At 51.3% G+C, this 18,487-nt stretch carries 12 protein-coding genes and 2 pseudogenes; 13 read left to right on the top strand and 1 reads right to left on the bottom strand.

Annotated elements, in window-relative coordinates; all coding sequences use genetic code 11:
• Positions 1-14: 14 nt before the first annotated feature.
• The 13 genes and pseudogenes from tssA (at position 15) to ACE3MN_RS14850 (ending at position 16,599) form a co-directional block, all read left to right on the top strand.
• On the top strand, positions 15-1,622 hold the full coding sequence (tssA, locus tag ACE3MN_RS14910; RefSeq protein WP_098067291.1) for a type VI secretion system protein TssA: 1,608 nt from the start codon (positions 15-17) through the stop codon (positions 1,620-1,622).
• 33 nt (positions 1,623-1,655) lie between these two features.
• Complete coding sequence (gene tssF / locus ACE3MN_RS14905; RefSeq protein WP_082236747.1) at positions 1,656-3,425, top strand: type VI secretion system baseplate subunit TssF; 1,770 nt, start codon at positions 1,656-1,658, stop codon at positions 3,423-3,425.
• Complete coding sequence (gene tssG, locus ACE3MN_RS14900; RefSeq protein ID WP_098067293.1) at positions 3,389-4,471, top strand: type VI secretion system baseplate subunit TssG; 1,083 nt, start codon at positions 3,389-3,391, stop codon at positions 4,469-4,471. Before tssF ends, tssG begins: the two co-directional genes overlap by 37 nt.
• A 35-nt stretch (positions 4,472-4,506) precedes the next feature.
• On the top strand, positions 4,507-5,031 hold the full coding sequence (gene tssJ / locus ACE3MN_RS14895; RefSeq protein ID WP_049130571.1) for a type VI secretion system lipoprotein TssJ: 525 nt from the start codon (positions 4,507-4,509) through the stop codon (positions 5,029-5,031).
• A 4-nt stretch (positions 5,032-5,035) separates the two neighbouring features.
• Positions 5,036-7,768 (top strand): type VI secretion system Vgr family protein, encoded by a 2,733-nt coding sequence (locus ACE3MN_RS14890; RefSeq protein ID WP_102650171.1) that lies wholly within the window; start codon positions 5,036-5,038, stop codon positions 7,766-7,768.
• Position 7,769: 1 nt separating this feature from the next.
• Positions 7,770-10,205 (top strand): phospholipase D-like domain-containing protein, encoded by a 2,436-nt coding sequence (locus ACE3MN_RS14885; RefSeq protein ID WP_289468477.1) that lies wholly within the window; start codon positions 7,770-7,772, stop codon positions 10,203-10,205.
• Positions 10,202-11,407, top strand: coding sequence for a T6SS immunity protein Tli4 family protein (locus ACE3MN_RS14880; protein WP_064411777.1), 1,206 nt, complete (start codon positions 10,202-10,204; stop codon positions 11,405-11,407). The genes ACE3MN_RS14885 and ACE3MN_RS14880 overlap by 4 nt, the downstream gene beginning before the upstream one ends.
• Before the next feature lie 107 nt (positions 11,408-11,514).
• Positions 11,515-12,402 (top strand): annotated as a pseudogene (locus ACE3MN_RS14875) (DUF2345 domain-containing protein); the annotation flags it as partial.
• A gap of 19 nt (positions 12,403-12,421) precedes the next feature.
• A pseudogene (locus tag ACE3MN_RS14870) lies at positions 12,422-13,389 on the top strand (DUF6402 family protein).
• Between the two features lie 76 nt (positions 13,390-13,465).
• On the top strand, positions 13,466-13,765 hold the full coding sequence (locus tag ACE3MN_RS14865) for a hypothetical protein (protein ID WP_257999608.1): 300 nt from the start codon (positions 13,466-13,468) through the stop codon (positions 13,763-13,765).
• A 180-nt stretch (positions 13,766-13,945) separates the two neighbouring features.
• Complete coding sequence (locus tag ACE3MN_RS14860) at positions 13,946-14,305, top strand: hypothetical protein (protein ID WP_102650174.1); 360 nt, start codon at positions 13,946-13,948, stop codon at positions 14,303-14,305.
• A gap of 480 nt (positions 14,306-14,785) precedes the next feature.
• A complete protein-coding gene (gene tssE, locus ACE3MN_RS14855; RefSeq protein ID WP_102650175.1) occupies positions 14,786-15,235 on the top strand; it encodes a type VI secretion system baseplate subunit TssE in 450 nt (149 codons plus the stop codon).
• 23 nt (positions 15,236-15,258) lie between these two features.
• Positions 15,259-16,599 carry a VasL domain-containing protein gene (locus ACE3MN_RS14850; RefSeq protein WP_064342551.1) on the top strand — a complete coding sequence of 447 codons (1,341 nt, stop codon included), beginning with the start codon at positions 15,259-15,261 and terminating at the stop codon, positions 16,597-16,599.
• A 156-nt stretch (positions 16,600-16,755) separates the two neighbouring features.
• Here ACE3MN_RS14850 and ACE3MN_RS14845 read toward each other — a convergent pair whose 3' ends face one another.
• Entirely contained in the window at positions 16,756-18,435 is a 1,680-nt protein-coding gene (locus tag ACE3MN_RS14845; protein WP_102650176.1) for a glycoside hydrolase family 43 protein, read from the bottom strand.
• Between the last annotated feature and the right edge of the window lie 52 nt (positions 18,436-18,487).

Genomic DNA, 18,487 nt, shown 5'->3' with positions numbered 1-18,487 from the left:
AAACGGGAAAAAGAATGAGTTCACCGGAAGATCTGTTAACTGCCTGCGCCACCAGCCTGGAAGAGAGGCAGCGCCTCATCTCCCGGGCAAATGACGCCCTGACACTCTGGGATAACTGGTTAAAACCCATCAACCCTGAAACGGAAGCGGGGGACGATCCTGCATACGATGATAATTTTCAGCTGATGCGTGAAGAGATTAATAAACTTTCAGGTACCGATTCAGCGCTGTTGTGCGAGCTGGCCCAGAAGTGTCTTTGCGAATGCGCCAAAGATATTCGTGTCGTGACCTGGTACGTACTGGCCCGACTCAGCCGCGACGGTGAAAAAGGGTTGTCCGAAGGCCTACTGCTTCTTGTCGCGATGCTGAACCGCTACGGGCAGACATGTCATCCCCAGCGTCCGGTTGCCCGTAAAGCTGCGCTGGGGTGGCTGAACAGTGCAAAAGTGATTGATGCACTGCTGTTATGGCCCGAGGTGGACCACAATGATGCCGGTCTGACGGCTGGCGCCATACACCTGCTTGAATCCGCCGTGGCTGACTTGCCGGAAGCGGAAAAACCGTCTTTTGCAGGGCTTTGTACCGCTCTTGAAAACCGCCTGGCACATTCAGGCGGCATGGAGGCTCTGGTTCCCCAGAACAGCAGCGCCCAGGAGCTCGGGCGTGAATCAACCCATTCAGATTCACCACAACTGTCAGCAGTGAAATCGGGCCGCGATCTACTCGACCAGGCAAAGTTACTTTCCCGCTGGCTGAGCGAACAACCGCAGGGCTGGCTGGCTTCTCACCGGCTGATAAAGACCGTGCGGTGGGATACGGTCGATCAGAACCCCCCACTCGACAGTAGTGGTCGTACCCGCCTGGTAGCGCCGAAACCCGAGTATCGTGCTCAACTTAAACGGCTATATCTTCAGAAAAACTGGACCGAACTGGTTGAGCAGGCCAGCCAGATGTATTGCGAAGGGGTCAATCATTTCTGGCTCGATCTTCAGTGGTACCTCTGGCAGGGGCTCAGCCATGCCGGTCAGCCCTGGGATACCTGGGCTGACTCCGTCCTGTTCGATCTGCGGCTGCTGCTTAAACGCCTCCCGGGCCTTGAAGGGCTGGCATGGAATGACGGCACCCCCTTTGCCGACGAAGTCACCACCGCCTGGATTACTGAAAAAGTAAATGAAGAAGGCCTGATGTACGGCGATGAACCCGCTACCGTTGTTAATGGTCAGGCTGATGATGTGCTGCTCCTTGAGCCCGAAGCTATGGAGAAGGGAGACACGGAAGGGCCCGAAGCGGCGCTTGCCTGGCTCCAGTCCCGACCGGGGATGGATACCCCCCGCCATCGCTGGCTGATACGCCTGCTGATGGCCCGGGTGGCCGAGCAGTATGGCCGAAACGATATGGCGCTTCATCTGCTTGGTGAACTCACTGCCCGTGCGCCACTGCTGACGCTGGGAGACTGGGAGCCCGCTCTGTTGTTTGAAGTCCAGGCCCGACGCCTGAAGCTGCTGCGCATGAAAGCCGGTCGCAGCGAATCTGATAAAGCCCGTCTGATGCCTGAGATGGATACGCTATTGGCGGGTCTGATCGCCATTGACCCGGCCCGTGCCATGGTGCTCTGTGGCTGATTTTCTCATTAACAATTTTCAGGAATGCCGTGCATGGATGATTTAACCCTGCGCTATTACGAAGCAGAGATGCGCTATCTGCGTGAGGCGGGTAAAGAGTTTGCCCGAGCCCATCCGGATCGGGCAGCGATGCTTAATCTGGATAAACCCGGCGCCCGCGATCCTTATGTAGAACGCCTGTTTGAAGGCTTTGCCTTCCTGATGGGCCGTTTGCGTGAAAAGCTGGATGATGACCTGCCGGAACTGACCGAAGGGCTGGTTAGCTTGCTCTGGCCGCACTATATGCGGACTATCCCGTCGCTGGCCATCGTCGAGTTCTCGCCTGACTGGCGCAGTCTGCGTCAGGCCGAAATGCTGGCGGAAGGTTTCTCCGTTTTGTCACGCCCTGTCGGGCCGCATAAAACAGCCTGCCAGTATCGGACCACCCGCGATGTGCCGCTACAACCGCTGCACCTTGCCGACGCCCGCCTGCACACAGAAAACGATGGCCGCTCTGCTATTCGCCTGCGCTTTGAATGCCCTGAAAAAGTGGACTGGAGTAAAGCCGGGATCGACAAAGTCGCCATTTTTCTTAACGCAGAAAGTCCGGTTAGCTCAGCGCTGCATCTGGCAATGACCCGTCGTGTCCACGCCATGTATGCGCGTCATGCCGGGACGCACACTGAACGTCATCAGTTTGACGGCTGGTGCAAACCCATGGGCTTTGATGACAATGATGGCCTGTGGAAGAAAGCCGATACTGCCTTCAGCGGTTATCAACTGCTGCTGGAATATTTCAGCTTCCGTTCGAAATTTATGTTTGTTGAGCTGCGCGGTCTCGACGCCATCGGGCTCACTACGGCCAGCACCTGGTTTGAAGTCGACATTGTGCTCAGTGAAGCCTGGTCATCCGATCTGCCTTTTGAGACAGAAAACTTCCGGCTGCACTGTGCCCCGGTCATCAATCTCTTTACCCTGGAAGCCGATCCGCTGACGCTTGACCCGCTGGATAACGAATACCTGCTCAGGCCGCTGCGTCTTCAGGATGGTCACACCGAGATTTACAGCGTCGATAACATCCATGGGGCGGTGAAGAATGGCAAACACCCCTATGTACCGTTCACCAGCTTCAGGCACCGGGGCGGTATGATGCGCCACGATGCCCCTGAACGCTATTTCCATACCCGCGTGAAACGCGGCCCCTCTGGCCTGTATGACACCTGGATAATTCTCGGGGGGCGCTCGTTCGAGCTGGAGCAGCTGTCCGAAAAGCCAGAATCCATTTCGATGCGAATAACCGGTACCAACGGGCAGCTTCCGCGTAAGGCGCTGGAAAGTACGCTCCTGGACAGGGTGGTCAAAACCGGCAAGGTGCCCGTCAGGGTACTGAACGTCACAGCACCGACGATGCCGCTATATCCCCCTGCAAACGATCGTTTTCACTGGCGGGTGATGAGTCACCTCGGATCAAACTTCCTCAGCATGATGGACAATCCGGAGGTTCTGCGGGGAACGCTGGCGCTCTATGACTGGACCGACGATGAAATGAACCGCCGTCGGCTTGAAGCAATCGTCGCCGTGAAGCACACCCTGATCCGCCGTTTTGAGAAGGGCTTTATGCTCCGGGGCGTGGACATTGAGGTCACGCTGAATATGGATAATTTTGCAGGCGAGGGCGATGTGAATCTCTTCGGGGAGATGCTGCACCGGTTCTTCGCGCTCTATGCCGATATTCACCTCTTTAACCAGCTCACGCTGGTGCTGCAACCGACAGGGAAACGACTGAGATGGCGCGAGAATCACAGCCAGCACGTACCAGGCTGACGCTGGCCCTTAACAAAGATATCTGGCGGGCCAATTTTTATCGTTTCTGCCAGCTGCTGGAACAGGAAAATCCGGACGCGCCGAAAATGGGCACCACCAGCCATCCGGGCGACGATCCGGTACGATTTAGACCCTGGCCTGGTATGGGTTTCCCGGTCAGTACCCTGAAAGCGGTGGAGACCGACGAAGACCATCCGACATTACCCCCAACGGTCCGCACGACATTTCTCGGGGTGTATGGCGTGGACTCCCCTCTGCCGACATCCTACCTGGATGACATTGCGCAGCGCCGCGAAGGACATGAGGCGGTCACCTCATTCCTGGACATTTTCAGCCACCGGATCACCACGCAGTATTACCGGATCTGGCGAAAATACGCCTGGCCGGCGACCTTCGAGGCCGGTGGCCAGGATGCCACATCACAGTGTCTGCTGGGGCTGGTGGGCCTCGGTATACCGGGCACGGCGGAACATGTGGCAACCCCCGTTTCCCGTTTCCTGGCCCTGCTGGGCACCATGCGTTTGCCCACGCGCAATGCGGAAGGCATTCGGGCGCTGGTGAGCCTGCTGGCACCGTACACCCGGGCATTTATCACCGAACCCGATCCGGTTAAGGTCCATATCAATAATCGCAGTGGGTTGGGGGCCGAAAACCGCATCCGTCTTTCGCAGCGGGCCACGCTCGGCAAAACGGCAAAGGAAGCATGCAGCCGGGTACTGGTGAGCCTGGATACTGAGGATCCGCACGAGGCGGAAGGCTGGTTACCCGGTGGCGTCCTCCATACTGATTTGCTGGTCCTGCTGCGCGTCTATCTCGGCTACCGTAGCGACGCCCGACTGCGCCTCACCGTACCCGTGCGGTTGTTGCCTGAGCCCCGCCTTGGCAAAGGCAGGCGTATCCAACTGGGCCGTACCGGTTTGTTGGGTCTGAAAGCGGGCAAACTCAGCAATAGCCGGGAGAGTCTGACCGTCAGTCTGGGCTGCTATGAAGGGCTGCAATGTTCTGCGCTACCGCCCGCTGAAGACGGGCATTACCGCTTCGACTAATCACGTACTCCCACTTTCACTAAAGGAACTTTTGAATGGCAACAGTAACCCGCTGGTGGGCGCTGACGCTTATTGCCTGTGGTCTGCTCGCAGGCTGCGGTCTGACGCAGACCGTCACGGACGGTACGGTCAGCATCACGAAATCCCTCTTCTACAAGAAAATTAAAACACTGCATCTGGATTTTATCCCGCGCACGGCCATTAACGCCGATGGCGCACAGACGCCGCTGGCGACAATGGTGCGGGTTTATCAGCTCAGGGATCGTAAAGCGGTTGATGCCGCCGATTATCAGACGCTGCTGCGCAATGCCGATACGGTACTGAAGGACGACGTACTGGCGTCAAAAGAGCTGCTGGTGATGCCCAACGGCAGCGTGACGCTCAATATGCCTATGGATGAAAATGCTCAGTTCGTGGCGGTGGTGGGTCTGTTTAACCGGCCGGATCAGAAGGACAACCGCTGGCGCCTGGTACTGACCCGTGACGACCTCGACCCGGACAAACCCCGCACAATTGAACTGGGTGATGGCTGGCTCGGCCTCGTGCCGGTAAAGGAGTGACGTGATGGATAACAGGTCAGCGCTTTTTGACGGACAGACCCGTTACTTTCTGGATATTAATGACAGTTCGGTGAAGCCGGATGTTCTGCGCTTTCGTGGCAGGGAAGCACTGAGCGAGCCATTCAGATGGGATATCGAGTTCACTTCCCCGGAGGCGAACATCCCCCCGGAACAGGTACTGATGAAATATGCCTCTTTCCGGATGCGGAGCGGTAAAAGTGTTCACGGCATGGTGACCCGCCTGGAATGGCTTTCAACCTCAAACGACCAGTCCCACTACCGGCTTACGCTCAGTTCCCGCCTGGCGCTCCTGGGTTACACCCGACAGTGCGCGGTATATCAGAACCAGTCCGTTCCTGAGGTGGTTGAGCAGGTGCTGCGCAAACACGGACTTGAAGGCCCGGACTTTGAGTTTCGCCTGGAACGCACCTATCCGGCACGGGAGCTGATTACCCAGTGGCGGGAAACGGACCTGCAGTTCATCCAGCGGATTCTGTCGGAGGTGGGGATTTACTGGCGCACGGAGATGGACGACGTGCGTGGTCTGGATACCTACATCCTGACCGACAGCCAGCTGAACTATCAGTTTGATGTGCGACTGCCCTACAGCGAGCCATCGGGTCTGTATGACGGCGCGGCAGAATCAGTCTGGGATGTCCGAACCTGGCACAACATCGCCACCGGCACCGTCGTCACGCGTGATTACAACTACCGGACTGCCAGCACGCCGATGGATGCGACGGTCAGCGTGCATAATGATGCGGTCACCACCGGGGAGCATTACCGCTACGCGGCACCGTATCGTGAAGCGGGTGATGACGCAAACCCGGAGCCGGAAACCGAATCTGGCGCGTTCTGGGCCCGACTTCACCACGAGCGGGAGCTCAACAGGTCGGCCCGTATTCACCTGTTCAGCAACGCCGCCCATCTCACGCCCGGGCAGGTGCTGGAGCCGCAGGGCGATGTTATTGCCGCCCTGAAAGAAGGCGTGATCCTCACCCTGGTGACCTTCCGGGGGGCCCGGGATTCCCGCCTGCATGTGTCGGTGTGGGGCCTGCCTTACACCGAACGTTACTGTTTCCGCCCGGCGGAAATGCCGCGTCCGGAAATTCACGGTACGCTTCCGGCCCGGATCGAAAGTCGCGAAAAAAATGATACCTACGCACACCTGGACGAGCAGGGGCGCTATCGGGTGAAGCTGGACTTCGACCGGGAGGGGACGGAACCCGGTTACGGTTACCTGTGGCTGCGAATGGCGAAACCTTATGCCGGTGAAACACTGGGCTGGCATACGCCGCTCATCGACGGCACCGAAGTGGCGATTGCGTACAGCAACGGCGATATTGATCTGCCGTATATAGCGTATGCCCTGCACGACTCCGAACATTCCGACCTTGTTAACCGGGACAATCACACCCGCAATATCCTGCGGACTCCGGCGAACAACAAACTGCGGATGGAAGACAGGCGCGGTGAGGAGCACATCAAGCTCGCCACGGAGTACGGGAAAACACAGCTCAAAACCGGGCACCTTGTGGACAGCCAGGGGCAACGTCGCGGTACGGGCACAGAGTTGCGCACCGATGAGTGGGGAACCCTGAGAGCAGGGAAGGGACTCTTTGTCGCTGCGGATGCTCAGGCGAAAGCCCAGGGTGATGCTCTGAATATGGATACCGCGCTGAGGGAAATCGACAGGCTTAATCAGCAACTGCAACAGCTGGAAATGGCCGCAGAACAGGCGCAGGCGCTGAAGGCGGATGTCGACAGCCAGATACAGATGTTTGAGCAGCGGCTGAAACCGCTCAATGAAGCGGTGCTTTTCTCGGCCCCGGAAGGCATGGCCATGACCAGTGGTGAAGATATGCAGCTGGCCGCTGGCCGGAACCTGGCGGTTAACTCCGGAGAAGACTTCAGTGCTGGCGTGATGGGCAATATGACCGCTCTGGCCGGAGAGAAGCTGGGACTGTTTGCCCGGACGGGGCAAGTCAGCCTGAAATCCGGAGAAGGGCCAATAGATGTCCAGGCGCAGAACGCCAGCATGCGGTTGTTTGCTGAGAAGAAGCTGACGCTGAGCTCAGCGAGTGACATCTCCTTTGCCGGAAAAAAACGTATCACGCTGATCGGCGGCGGAAGCTATCTGCGACTTGAGGCCGGAAAGGTCGAGTATGGTACGACAGCGACGTATATACGGAAGGTGAAAAGGACTATGGCGGCGGGGGCGGCGAGTATGCCGTTAAATCTGCCTGTGATGCCACTGGTTGATTTATTCACCTCTCAACCGATCAGTCAGAACCTTAAGCCGGTGCTCCGTTTGTCTGATGCGCCAGGAGTAAACGGACTCGCACAATCAGTACGTCAGTGGCAAATCGTCGAGGCAGACTCTTACATGCAGGCCATTACTACCGATGAAGTCCTTATGAACGGACAAACGGACGATGCTGGCAATGTACTCCAGTCAGAAACACAACAGGCGCAACTGATAAAACTGGCATCACAGTATTCGTCCCGTTTATGGATGGTTGCTGGTGACCGCGCGCACAGGTTGTATTTCAATATGATACCTGCCGATACAGGCAGTGATGCAAAGGACTTCTGCGCACAGGATGCAATGGGATTCCATCGCATGTTCAATTCGGTCTCTGACAACATTCAACCTGGAGAAAAGTTGAAACAATGTATACAGGATGAACAACAGATTAACGGGGCAATACTCGATTCACTCAGGGAGGAAAAATAAGATGGCAGTGCAAAAACTTGATGATGGCATGAATCGGGGGAGTGTGTATTTCGATGACAAAAGCGACAAGAGCTATACAGCCACGTTAACTCACAACCATTGGGTACATTACACCAGTGGCCTGGAGCGTCAATCAGAAAACTTTGCCGAGTATACCGAAGGTAATGCGGTGCAGGCTTTCCTGGGGGGAAAAGCCTATTTTACTGCGTTACTGACTGCCTTTAAACAGGCCCAAAAATGCATTTACATCACAGGCTGGCAGGTTAACTGGGATGCCCAATTAGCGGAAGGGGTTCGCCTGGTGGATGCATTACTCGAAGCCGTAAAGGTTTCACCAGAGCTGCAGGTGTACATTATGCCGTGGAATAACCCCTCACAGGTAGAAACCTATTCGGCGGCAACAGAGCGGGTATTTGCTGCGATGAATACCCATCTCGGAAGGCAGGCTTTTTATGTTCAGCGTGCGGGCTCTAAATCCGGAATGATGTTTTCGCATCATCAGAAATGTGTGATTGTCGATGAAAAACTGGCATTTGTCGGCGGAATTGACCTGGCCTATGGACGCTATGATGACCATTATGGTTTGCAGGCAAATGCAGACGGACGACAGGGCATGAATATGTACAATTCGTGTATCCCGCCTGTTTCCCGGCAAAACAGTTATAACCCCATGGAGGAATATGTCATCCCGACAGGGAGTTTCCAGAGGGATAACCAGCAGGATGAACGGCACAAAGCCGAACGTCGGCAGGCTGACAGTGTACAGCACATTATTGATAACGTGCTCGCCCATAAGCTCTGGCAGTCATCCGCTACGTCAAAGGACAGTACCTGTCTGGACCCGACGGTCCAGCCCCGGATGCCCTGGCAGGACTACCAAATGCAAATTGACGGGCCAGCGGTCTATGACCTGGTGCGCAACTTTGTGTTTCGCTGGAACAGTTATAGTCACCCCTATCCGGATCATTCGCTGAAAACCTCTGTTCCTGAACTGGAGGTTCCGGCAGCATCGCCACAGAAAAAAGGCAGCTGCCAGGTGCAGGTGCTGCGCAGTGCCTCACTCGACATGCGTAAAGATGAACATAAACGTATGCCGGACAGCGCACCAAAGGCCAGGCTCAAACAGGATGATATCCTGCGCAGTATCCACCTGCTTATCAGCAAGGCGGAGCACTATATTTATATTGAGAATCAGTTCTTTGTCTCGGCGTTTGGGGCGTCGTCTATTGACCCTGAGAGTAAGTTAAGTCCGGTGGCCAAAAGCATTAGTCCTTCCTTGGATACTTGGGCAACCCGGCTCTTGCCTGATGATGAAACACCGCAAAATCCGGTGGCGGAATGGCTAGGAGACCGGATTAAACGGGCAGTCTTTAGTCATATGCAGCAGGCGTTCCATGTGTATATTGTACTGCCGGTGTATCCTGAGGGGCGGCTTGATGATCCGGCCATTGTGGCGCAAATTCATTTAACCCGACAGTCGTTGGTCTTTGGTTCGCAGAGCCTGCTTAACCGTATTCGCCGTAGCTTATGGGTAAAACAACAACTTGAACTACAGACGGTCCCGCGAAGGGAGTGGTGGAAGAAAATCACTGAACTGGAAGAGCAGTGCGGCGATAAGTATAAAACCATTCCACTGGAAGCATGCAATGAGTATGTGACGCTGCTGAATCTGCGCGACCACGTTGAACTAAACGGCAGGGCGGTAACAGAGCAGATATATGTCCACAGTAAACTGATGATTGTCGATGACCGCTATGTTCTGGTGGGAAGTGCGAATATCAATGACCGGAGTCTGCAAGGTGACCGGGACTCCGAGCTGGCGGTACTGATATCCGATACAGCCCATTGTTATACGGACCTGGATGGGACGGGCGTTGCTGCACCGACCCGAAACTTTGCGCGCGAATTGAGACAAAGTGCATGGCGTAAATGGCTGGGCAGCGCAGCGGGAGAGTGTGCAGATGTGCTGGATAAACCGGCACTGAAAAAAGGCTGGGAGAAGATTCAGATGTTGGCGAAAAAAAATGCTGAGACCTATGAAATAGTGTTTGATTTTATTCCGAAAAATTATATTGACAGCAATCCCTATCCTGCTGAAATAACACCTTCTGTTTCTGATACCGAAAGCACAAAAACTAATGAAATACCCGCCTCAATATGGCCTGTAATGAACACGGGTGACAAGATTAAAAGTTTTGTAAGAAGTAGCATGCCCTTCTCAGAGATTTTTTGGCGAAATTATAAATTTCAGAACGACGGTTCCCTGCATGCAATTAAAGGTTATTTCACTGCTCTGCCTATATACTGGACCGAAGGAGAGAATAACATGATTCGATATAATATGCGGCTCATTGCCAGCAATGCTGTATCTGCTGACGATACACAGCTGTTAGCGGATAACAGTGCCGGTGATAATAATGAGGTAAATCAGGCATGAAGGGACTACCACCACTTGTTATACTTGGTTGCCTTGTTTATTCTGATTGTATTATTGCACAGGAATGGAAGGGTGAGTGCATTGGTTATTATCAGTTGCTGTTGCCTGATGGCTTGGAGGTGGCTTTATATCCCGTGAATTTAATCATTGACCCACTCGCAAATCCAGCGCGGCAAAAAAACACGTTGGTGTCGCGTTATTTGTTTCCAAAAATATCTTTCAGTGAAAATCGATATCAGAGTAATGGTGACACAGTTCAGGCACAATTCTCAGTATTCCATTATGCAGATTATGACGTTGTAGTTTCCTCTGAAAACAAATCGACTATCGATTTGCTGAAATATGAAAAGGAATTTAAAGAGCGTACTGACAATCGAATACAGGACTACTGGGATAAAAGGAACCACAAATTATCAATGAAACTTCCAGTATTACCAAAAGATATTGCTGAAAGATCACTTGCGTACAGTATCGATAACTACGACAATGCTTTTTCAGCCACTGATTCGGGTGGTTATTCTTTATTTGTAAACAATGGCAACAGACTGTTTATTTTTAAAAAGGCAGATAAAGTACAATCACTTGATGAGCAACTGAACAAAAGCAGACCTGAGATGCTTTCATTGCTTAAACGTTTTCAGCCACGCAAACTCTACGAAGTTCCGGCAAAACAGGGGTTCTGTTTACCCTATGGTTTTATCGCCGGGGATTCCGGACATGAAAAACGCAATATGGCCGTCACTTACCGTCTGAAAAATCACCCAGATGTGACCATATTTTTCCAGGACCTGGGGATGATGAATCCGCAGGCAGGAGAAGAAGACGACCTGAATGAGAAGGATTACATGGCCTGGCTGTGGAGCTGGGATTTCCAAGCGGGAGCAACTTCAAAAGAGCTGATAAAACCAAAGTGGCGCTCAATTAAGATGGATGGTCGTGACGGGACCGGAACTTTTGTTAAAGGCACATACAAAAATGTTCCAGTATATGACTATAAAGGTCATGTGAGTAACCGGATGAATTATATTAACTATGGCTATGCGGCTTATGTGCAGGGCAATCATAAAGCCAGAAACCTGGAACCAGATTTACTGCTCTATGTTATGCAGGACAGCCGTCAGCTTAAAAATCAGCCGCCAATGGATAAGGACGAAATAGAAAAAATGGCTGAACATATTATCAGTTCGATTAAGAGAAGGTAATCCATTGATTATTAGCTCCGCAATTTTCTATTCCTTTATTTTCACCCAGTACTACTCTTATGACGTGGGTTTATCAGCTCAGGGATCGTAAAGCGGCTGATGCCGCCGATTACCAGACGCTGCTGCGTAATGCCGATACGGTACTTAAAGACGACGTACTGGCGTCAAAATCGCTGCTGGTGATGCCCAAAGGCAGCGTGACACTCAATATGCCCATGGATGAAGACGCTCAGTTCGTGGCGGTGGTGGGGCTGTTTAACCGGCCGGATCAGAAGGACAACCGCTGGCGCCTGGTACTGACCCGTGACGACCTCGACCCGGACAAACCCCGCACAGAAGCGGTGCTTTTCTCGGCGCCGGAAGGCATGGTCCTGACCAGCGGGGAAGATATGCAGCTGGCAGCCAGCCGGAACCTGGCGGTAAACGCCGGAGAAGGCTTCAGTGTTGGAGTGATGGGCAATGCGACACTGCTCACCGGTGAGAAACTGGGACTCTTTGCCCGCACCGGTCAGTTGAGCCTGAAATCCGGGGAAGGGCCAATCGATGTCCAGGCGCAGAACGCCAGTCTGCGGTTGTTTGCTGAGAAGAAGCTGACGCTGAGCTCAGCGAGTGACATCTCCTTTGCCGGGAAGAAGCGTATCACGCTGATCGGCGGCGGAAGCTATCTGCGACTTGAGGCCGGAAAGGTCGAGTATGGTACGACGGCGTCGTATATACGCAAAGTGAAGCGGACTATGGCTGCGGGAAGTAATTCTCAGACTCCAGAAATCCCATTTTTACCAGGGCCTGGTGATGTTTTTCGAAGGAGTTTTATTCTTGTTGATGATAGAACTCAAGAACCAATATCAAATATTAGATATGAATTGACCTCACCTACAGGTTCTGTCGTTAAAGGCGTTTCATGCGAGAAGGGCCTAACAGGTTTTGTTAGTCATCCTGATGAGGCTGAAGTAGAATTAAATATTCTTGAACAAAATTCATTATTTATAGGGTGATTTTGTTTCCAATGTAAAGATTAGATCAAAGTTAACAAGCGAAAATGAAAACAAACAAACGGTCCCGGTCAAAATCTTCAAAATAACTGACATCCCAGATGTGATGGAGAAAAAAGATTGGACGGTGTCAGCACGTTTCATGCGAAAATGGTTCAATGACCCATTTTACGAAATGACATCCAAAGAGAAGCTAAATAAAGTTGATATGAATACTGTGGACAAACGCCATGTCATTGAAGATTTGGATTTTGATTGGTTGTTAACTTCTTCGTTACGAATTAAACCGATTTACGATAATTTCGTGAGGCAAGTTTCGAATGTTATTGAGTATAATGACTACTTGGGGAGAAAAAACAAATATCACAGCAGTTGTCTAATGGCCTTTGTTACATAATTAACAGGCTGGATGAATCAGGTCTTTTTGTTAACAACGAAATAAAGGAATGTTATTTAAATTATGGCAACCTGTCAGCAATAGAGCTTGATAAAATAAGTCAGTTTAACTTTATTAAAATTGGTAGTACATTGTGGGAAAAAGCAACAGACACCCTAGATGATGTGTATGGTGCCCTTGGTTCTTTTATAATCAAAATTGCATTTACAGATCTTACTGTCACCAGAGATACTGATGGTTTCATGAGATTAGAAATTAAAGAACTTGGATTGTACGTTAGGGATACATACGAGTTTATGAATGATGGTGATGATCAACTGTTAGGTTATTGGGGGGAGAAGGGTGTCATCAAACCTGGGGTGATGAGTGAATTATTGGAAAAGGAATATCTTGATGAAGACGGCTGTAGATACTTTAGAGTTACTAACTCATCTTTTGTGAGATACAGGGAAAAATATAAAAGCGAAAATAAAACTGAAGATTTTTTCGTATACTCGACGGTAAAAAAAATCCCTGCAAACATTATTATTCATTTGAATAAGATAGATATGGAGGAATATATTTACTGGAAAGAGGAAAATGTTAATGCATAGATTTATAAAAAAAATATTCTGCTTCATGTTGATATCAGTTCTCTTCTTTTTCGTTTTGTTAATGGCGATTAAGATCATGTCTTATCAAAATGCATTAAAGAAAGATTCTATATGGAATCGTGATAATAAATGCGAACTGATTACTTATATTCCTGACTATCGACCATATGGTGGTATCGGGAGAGAGTTGCGGTTATTTTCAAACCAATCATTTTTTGTCGTATATGATGCTAATGGGAATAAAATTAAAAGCTCAGCATGGTACTTTTGGCAAACTCAGTTCTCAGACTCGGTTGCACCAGAATGGCACGGGCAAAATGCAGTTTATCCAACAAGCGAAGGATGGGCAGGATGGAAAATTCCAGAGTGTGGCTAAGATAATTTCCTCACAAATTCCTGTATAGTTAAAATATTTTGGCAATTCAGTAGGTCAGGTTAAAAAATAATAAACAAGCATTCCCGTATATGGAAAAGTGATAAAGGTATTAAGCGGTAGTATGTAACGAGGACGAATAAACGTGCATAGAACCATTAAATTGCTCCTGAAAATGGCACTTTGGAGTTTCATATCATTATCTTTCATCCTTTTTCTATAAAGATACTGGCTTATATAAAAGCCACACCTGGTGAAAAAATGTGGAATGAAAACAACACTTGCTATGCCATCACTTACATTCCTAACTACAAGCCTTTTGGCGGCGTAGGACGGGTATTACGTCTTTTTTCAAATCAATCATTTTTCGTCGTCTATGATAAAACGGGAAAAAAAATAAAAAGTTCAGCTTGGCATTTTTGGGAATATCAGTTCTCTGATTTAGTTGCACCTGAATGGTCAGGCATCGATTTTCTTTACCCATCTGACAGCGGGTTTTCAGGCTGGACTTTACCTGAATGCAAAAAAAATAAAAAATCATAGCAAAACTAATAATATCCTTCCTTGGATGTACCATCATCCTGGTAGTGCATCATTTGGGTTACGACTGGTACATGACATACTTTACACCAAGTAAAAGGAGTTAAAGAAATATGGCATCTGGAAAGAACAGCATAATCATACTGGCATTTATATCTTCAATTATAGTTATGATGGGGGGTATTCTTTAGCATCACGGGTATATGAACAGACATTCATTGTTTCTTCCCATCGAACTGTCGGAATGATATTCATATCGTTCTTCTTTATGTTTATCGCGGCCCCAACTTTACTCTTGACTTTGCTTTCACCATTAAGGGTGAATTTAACTATCTTTGCACTTACAATATCATATCTATTTTATGAGTGGTTTTCTTTACATCCATTACGTGTAGGTCTTATGGGGGGGTTATAATAAGTTATTTGTACGTATCACTCATAAAAAATATTTCCATTCTTCGCGTACGAACTCTAGAGTTTAATATGGATAGAAAATCCCCATCTTTATACGAAATTCTCACCGGAAATTTCACTGTTGACCTTTCTCTTGACGTTGTAAATGAGGAAGATCAGGTCATTCTATCAGTACTGGATAACATCCAACGTATTTTGAACGCCCGGGCCGGTACCGTATCCCATCTACCAGATTATGGTTTGCCGGATATGACCAAAATCCTCCAGGGTATGCCGGGTACAGCCCATGAGCTGATGGGAACCCTGTCAGCTGTACTGCTCAAATATGAACCACGGTTGCAGAAGATTGACGTGATTCTGCTCGAACAGGATATTCCCGGCGAACTGCGCTATGCCATTGACGCGGAACTGAAAGGTATCGGGCTGGTGCGCTACGGCACCGAATTTATGCCTGAGGGCAGGGTGCTTATCCGCCACCTGAAACAGCAGCAGTACCTGGAAGTCCGTTCCTCCCTCTAGTTTTTATTCTGGCTGAAACCATCATGACTACTCCTCCTGAATGCCACCTCAAAACCGGCGGCGACCCGCGCACGCTTGCGGATTACGCGCGCCTTCGCGATGAAATGAATAAACTGACCCATCCGGCGCGCCCGGACGTCAACTGGCAGCACGCGGAAACACTCTGCCTGTCGCTGTTTGAGCACAACGGCGTGGAACTGCAGACTGCCGCCTGGTATACGCTTGCCCGAACCCATCAGGCCGGGCTAAACGGGCTGAATGAGGGGCTGACGATCCTGGTCGCTCTGGTCTCCCGGCAGTGGGGCAATGTGTGGCCGCAGCAGACGGCGGTGCGAATGAAAATACTCAGTTCGCTCAGTAAACGGCTGCAGCTGGCGATGCGTACTCTGCCGCTGACCTCTATAGACCTGAGACAGCTTTACCAGGCCGAAGCGCACCTGGCGGCGCTGGATGATGTACTGCAGCGCCTGGAACTCAAACATGTCAGCCAGCTTGACGCCCTGTATACCCTGATGCACAACACGGCGGTGCGGCTGGAAGACAGCGAAAATAAAGAGGAGACCGCGCTGCAAACGGGCGCCGCTATGCCTGAACCTTCCTGCGCCAGCCTCCCTGAACCGACCGTGCAGATGAAATGGGTCTATGTCGCCGAGCCGGCACCGCGGCCGGAAGCTGACGCGGTAACGGCATTCCCGCCGTCCGCGAAGCCCTGGAAACCCTTTGCCGCCGGGATGCTGACCATGCTAGCGCTGGCCGGAGCCGCGGCGGGAGGATGGCTGGCAATGCGTCCGTCCGAAACGGCGCTGCGGCAGTTTACCGCCATGCTTACCCCATTACCCGCGGCGCTTTCTGCCGAGCAGCTACGGTCGCTGCGACAACACACCCCTACGCCGGAGACGGGTATAAAACAAACGCAGCAGCGGCTGGCGCAGCTTTTACAGCTAAAACCGGACTGGGCGCTGGATTATGGCGACCATCTGGCGCAGCAGGCGCTGACATTATGGCCGGAACAGGCGAAACCGCTGGCGCGACAATGGCAACAGCAGGTCAGCGCCGCCGCGCTTCCCGCGGAGAATCTCAACGGCTGGCACCAGGGAATGACGCAGCTACAGCAGTTGACGAACCGGCTTAACGCGCTGGATGAGCAGAAGGGGGGGTATATCACGGTGAGTGAGCTGAAGTCGGCGGTGTTTGCCATAACGCAGTCGTTCAGCCGGGCCGTTCCGGCGGAAGAGCAGCTGCGGCAGCTGTCAGAACAGCCGCACAATCAGCCAGGGACTTCGGCGCAGCAGAGCCAGACGGAACAGCACCTGCAGCAACTGATTGCCCGCTACGCCGCGTTGAAACAAAAAACGGCGGAATAACCCTGGGATCGCATCCACCGTGATATTCTTTTCCACAGATAATCGACGAAAAGGTATCCGGGATATCCATTCTGCGGCCAGAACACCCCCGCAATACCCGGAACCGGCGCGGCCTGTCGCGCCAGTTCCTCATTTCACATCTCTGGTCAGGGCTATCTAATAACCACGTAACTCACTGGCTTCCCAGCTGTAAGCGTCACTGGCGATTAACGTATCGCCCAGCTCCTGGTAATCGAAATGATAAAACTCAGCGCTGGCGTCATAACCGGAGTAGTCGACTGCCGCAAGGCCAACAAACGCCCCGGTAAAGAACCCGCCGTAGCTTTGCAGAACATAATCATCCGAAAGGATCGCGGCATCTAACCTGACGGGGATTTCAGTGAATTCAACCCCATCAAAGCTATATTCATAGCTATACGTTTCTTTCCTGACCTTCGTGCGGAACCAGACTTCTTCAACATGGTCCGGGACCTTGATAGCGTCATCTTTTAAATATGATGTATATTTCCCGCGGTTATTCTCACCTAATTCAATGACCTTGCCGTTAATTTCATTCCAGGTAATGAACACAAAGCTCCAGTGACGATCGTTATAGTAGTTTGTTAATCCTGCCATTTGCTGGTAGTTAAATGGATTAAATTTGACTTTAACTTTCGCGTCAAAATAGAAGGCCTGCCAGCGGCGGGCAATCAGCGACAGGTCGTGGGTATTCGCTAAAGAGCCCTGGCCAATTAACGTTAGCTTGCCATCGCCTGTGGTACCCATTTTTTCTGTGAACGGCACCCGCAGGGTATTCCAGTTGCGATCGAGCGTCGCCGTTGTAAAGTCGTCGTGCTGGCTATGGTTTTCCGGGCTTTCGGTATAAATGGCATCTTTTGGACCCTCAACAAACGTTTTCCCGCCATGGCCTCCTTCAATACGCGGCCAGCCATCTTCATCCCAATACACCTTTTGAATAGCCGTTTCTCTGCCCAGCGTTGACCAACCGCGAGGATCGTAGACCGACTCACCCGGGCGATTCCACGGACGCGCGCAGAGCGAGGCGTAGTACCACTCCCCACTTGGGGTAGAAACTAAGGCACCGTGTCCTTGCTTTTGGATATAGCTGTCTGGCGTATCGACGTTGGTTAAGAAGACCTCACCAGGCTCGGTTTCAAAGCTGTTGGCGTCTAAGGTTTTAGAACGCGCAACCACTTCCTGGTGCGTAAATACGGTGCCGCCCTGGGCGGCAAAAAGATAATAATAGCCGTTCAGTTTATACAGATGCGGGCCCTCAACGAGCGCAACGGCAGTGCCGCGGTAAATAGTACGCGCGGTTTCTGGTCTTAATTTTAGGGTCCTGGTATCCAGTTCGGTTAAGGTGATGCCGTCAAAGGGATGGCGATACTCACGATGATCCCAGGTTTGCTGCACGATATATTTACGCCCATCATCGTCATGGAAAAGTGAAGCATCAAAACCTACGCCGTTGAGCTTGATGGGATCCGTCCATGGGCCGCGAATATCGGTTGCGGTGGTCAGATAGTTGGTCATGTCTTTAAAGGCGCCTTCGGTGACTTTGACGTCGGTATACACCAACCAAAATTGACCATCCGCATAAGAGAGCGCCGGTGCCCAAATCCCGCCTGATGAAGGATTGCCTTTCATATTCAGCAGGGTGGTTGCTGACAATGGCGAAGGGAGAAGATTCCAGTGCTCCAGGTCTTTTGACTCATGTAAACGAACGCCCGGGAACCACTCGAACGTCGAGTTGGCGATATAGTAGGTATCCTTCACGCGGATAATACTGGGGTCGGCATTAAACCCACGTAAAATAGGGTTTTGAATAAGAGACATATCATTACACCTTTTTAAAATGAAAAGTGACTTAATGGCTGGATTTATAATT

The sequence above is a fragment of the Klebsiella grimontii genome (assembly GCF_042137965.1).
GTDB classification, from domain to species: Bacteria; Pseudomonadota; Gammaproteobacteria; order Enterobacterales; family Enterobacteriaceae; genus Klebsiella; species Klebsiella grimontii.
This window is presented reverse-complemented; position numbering and strand designations above follow the sequence as displayed.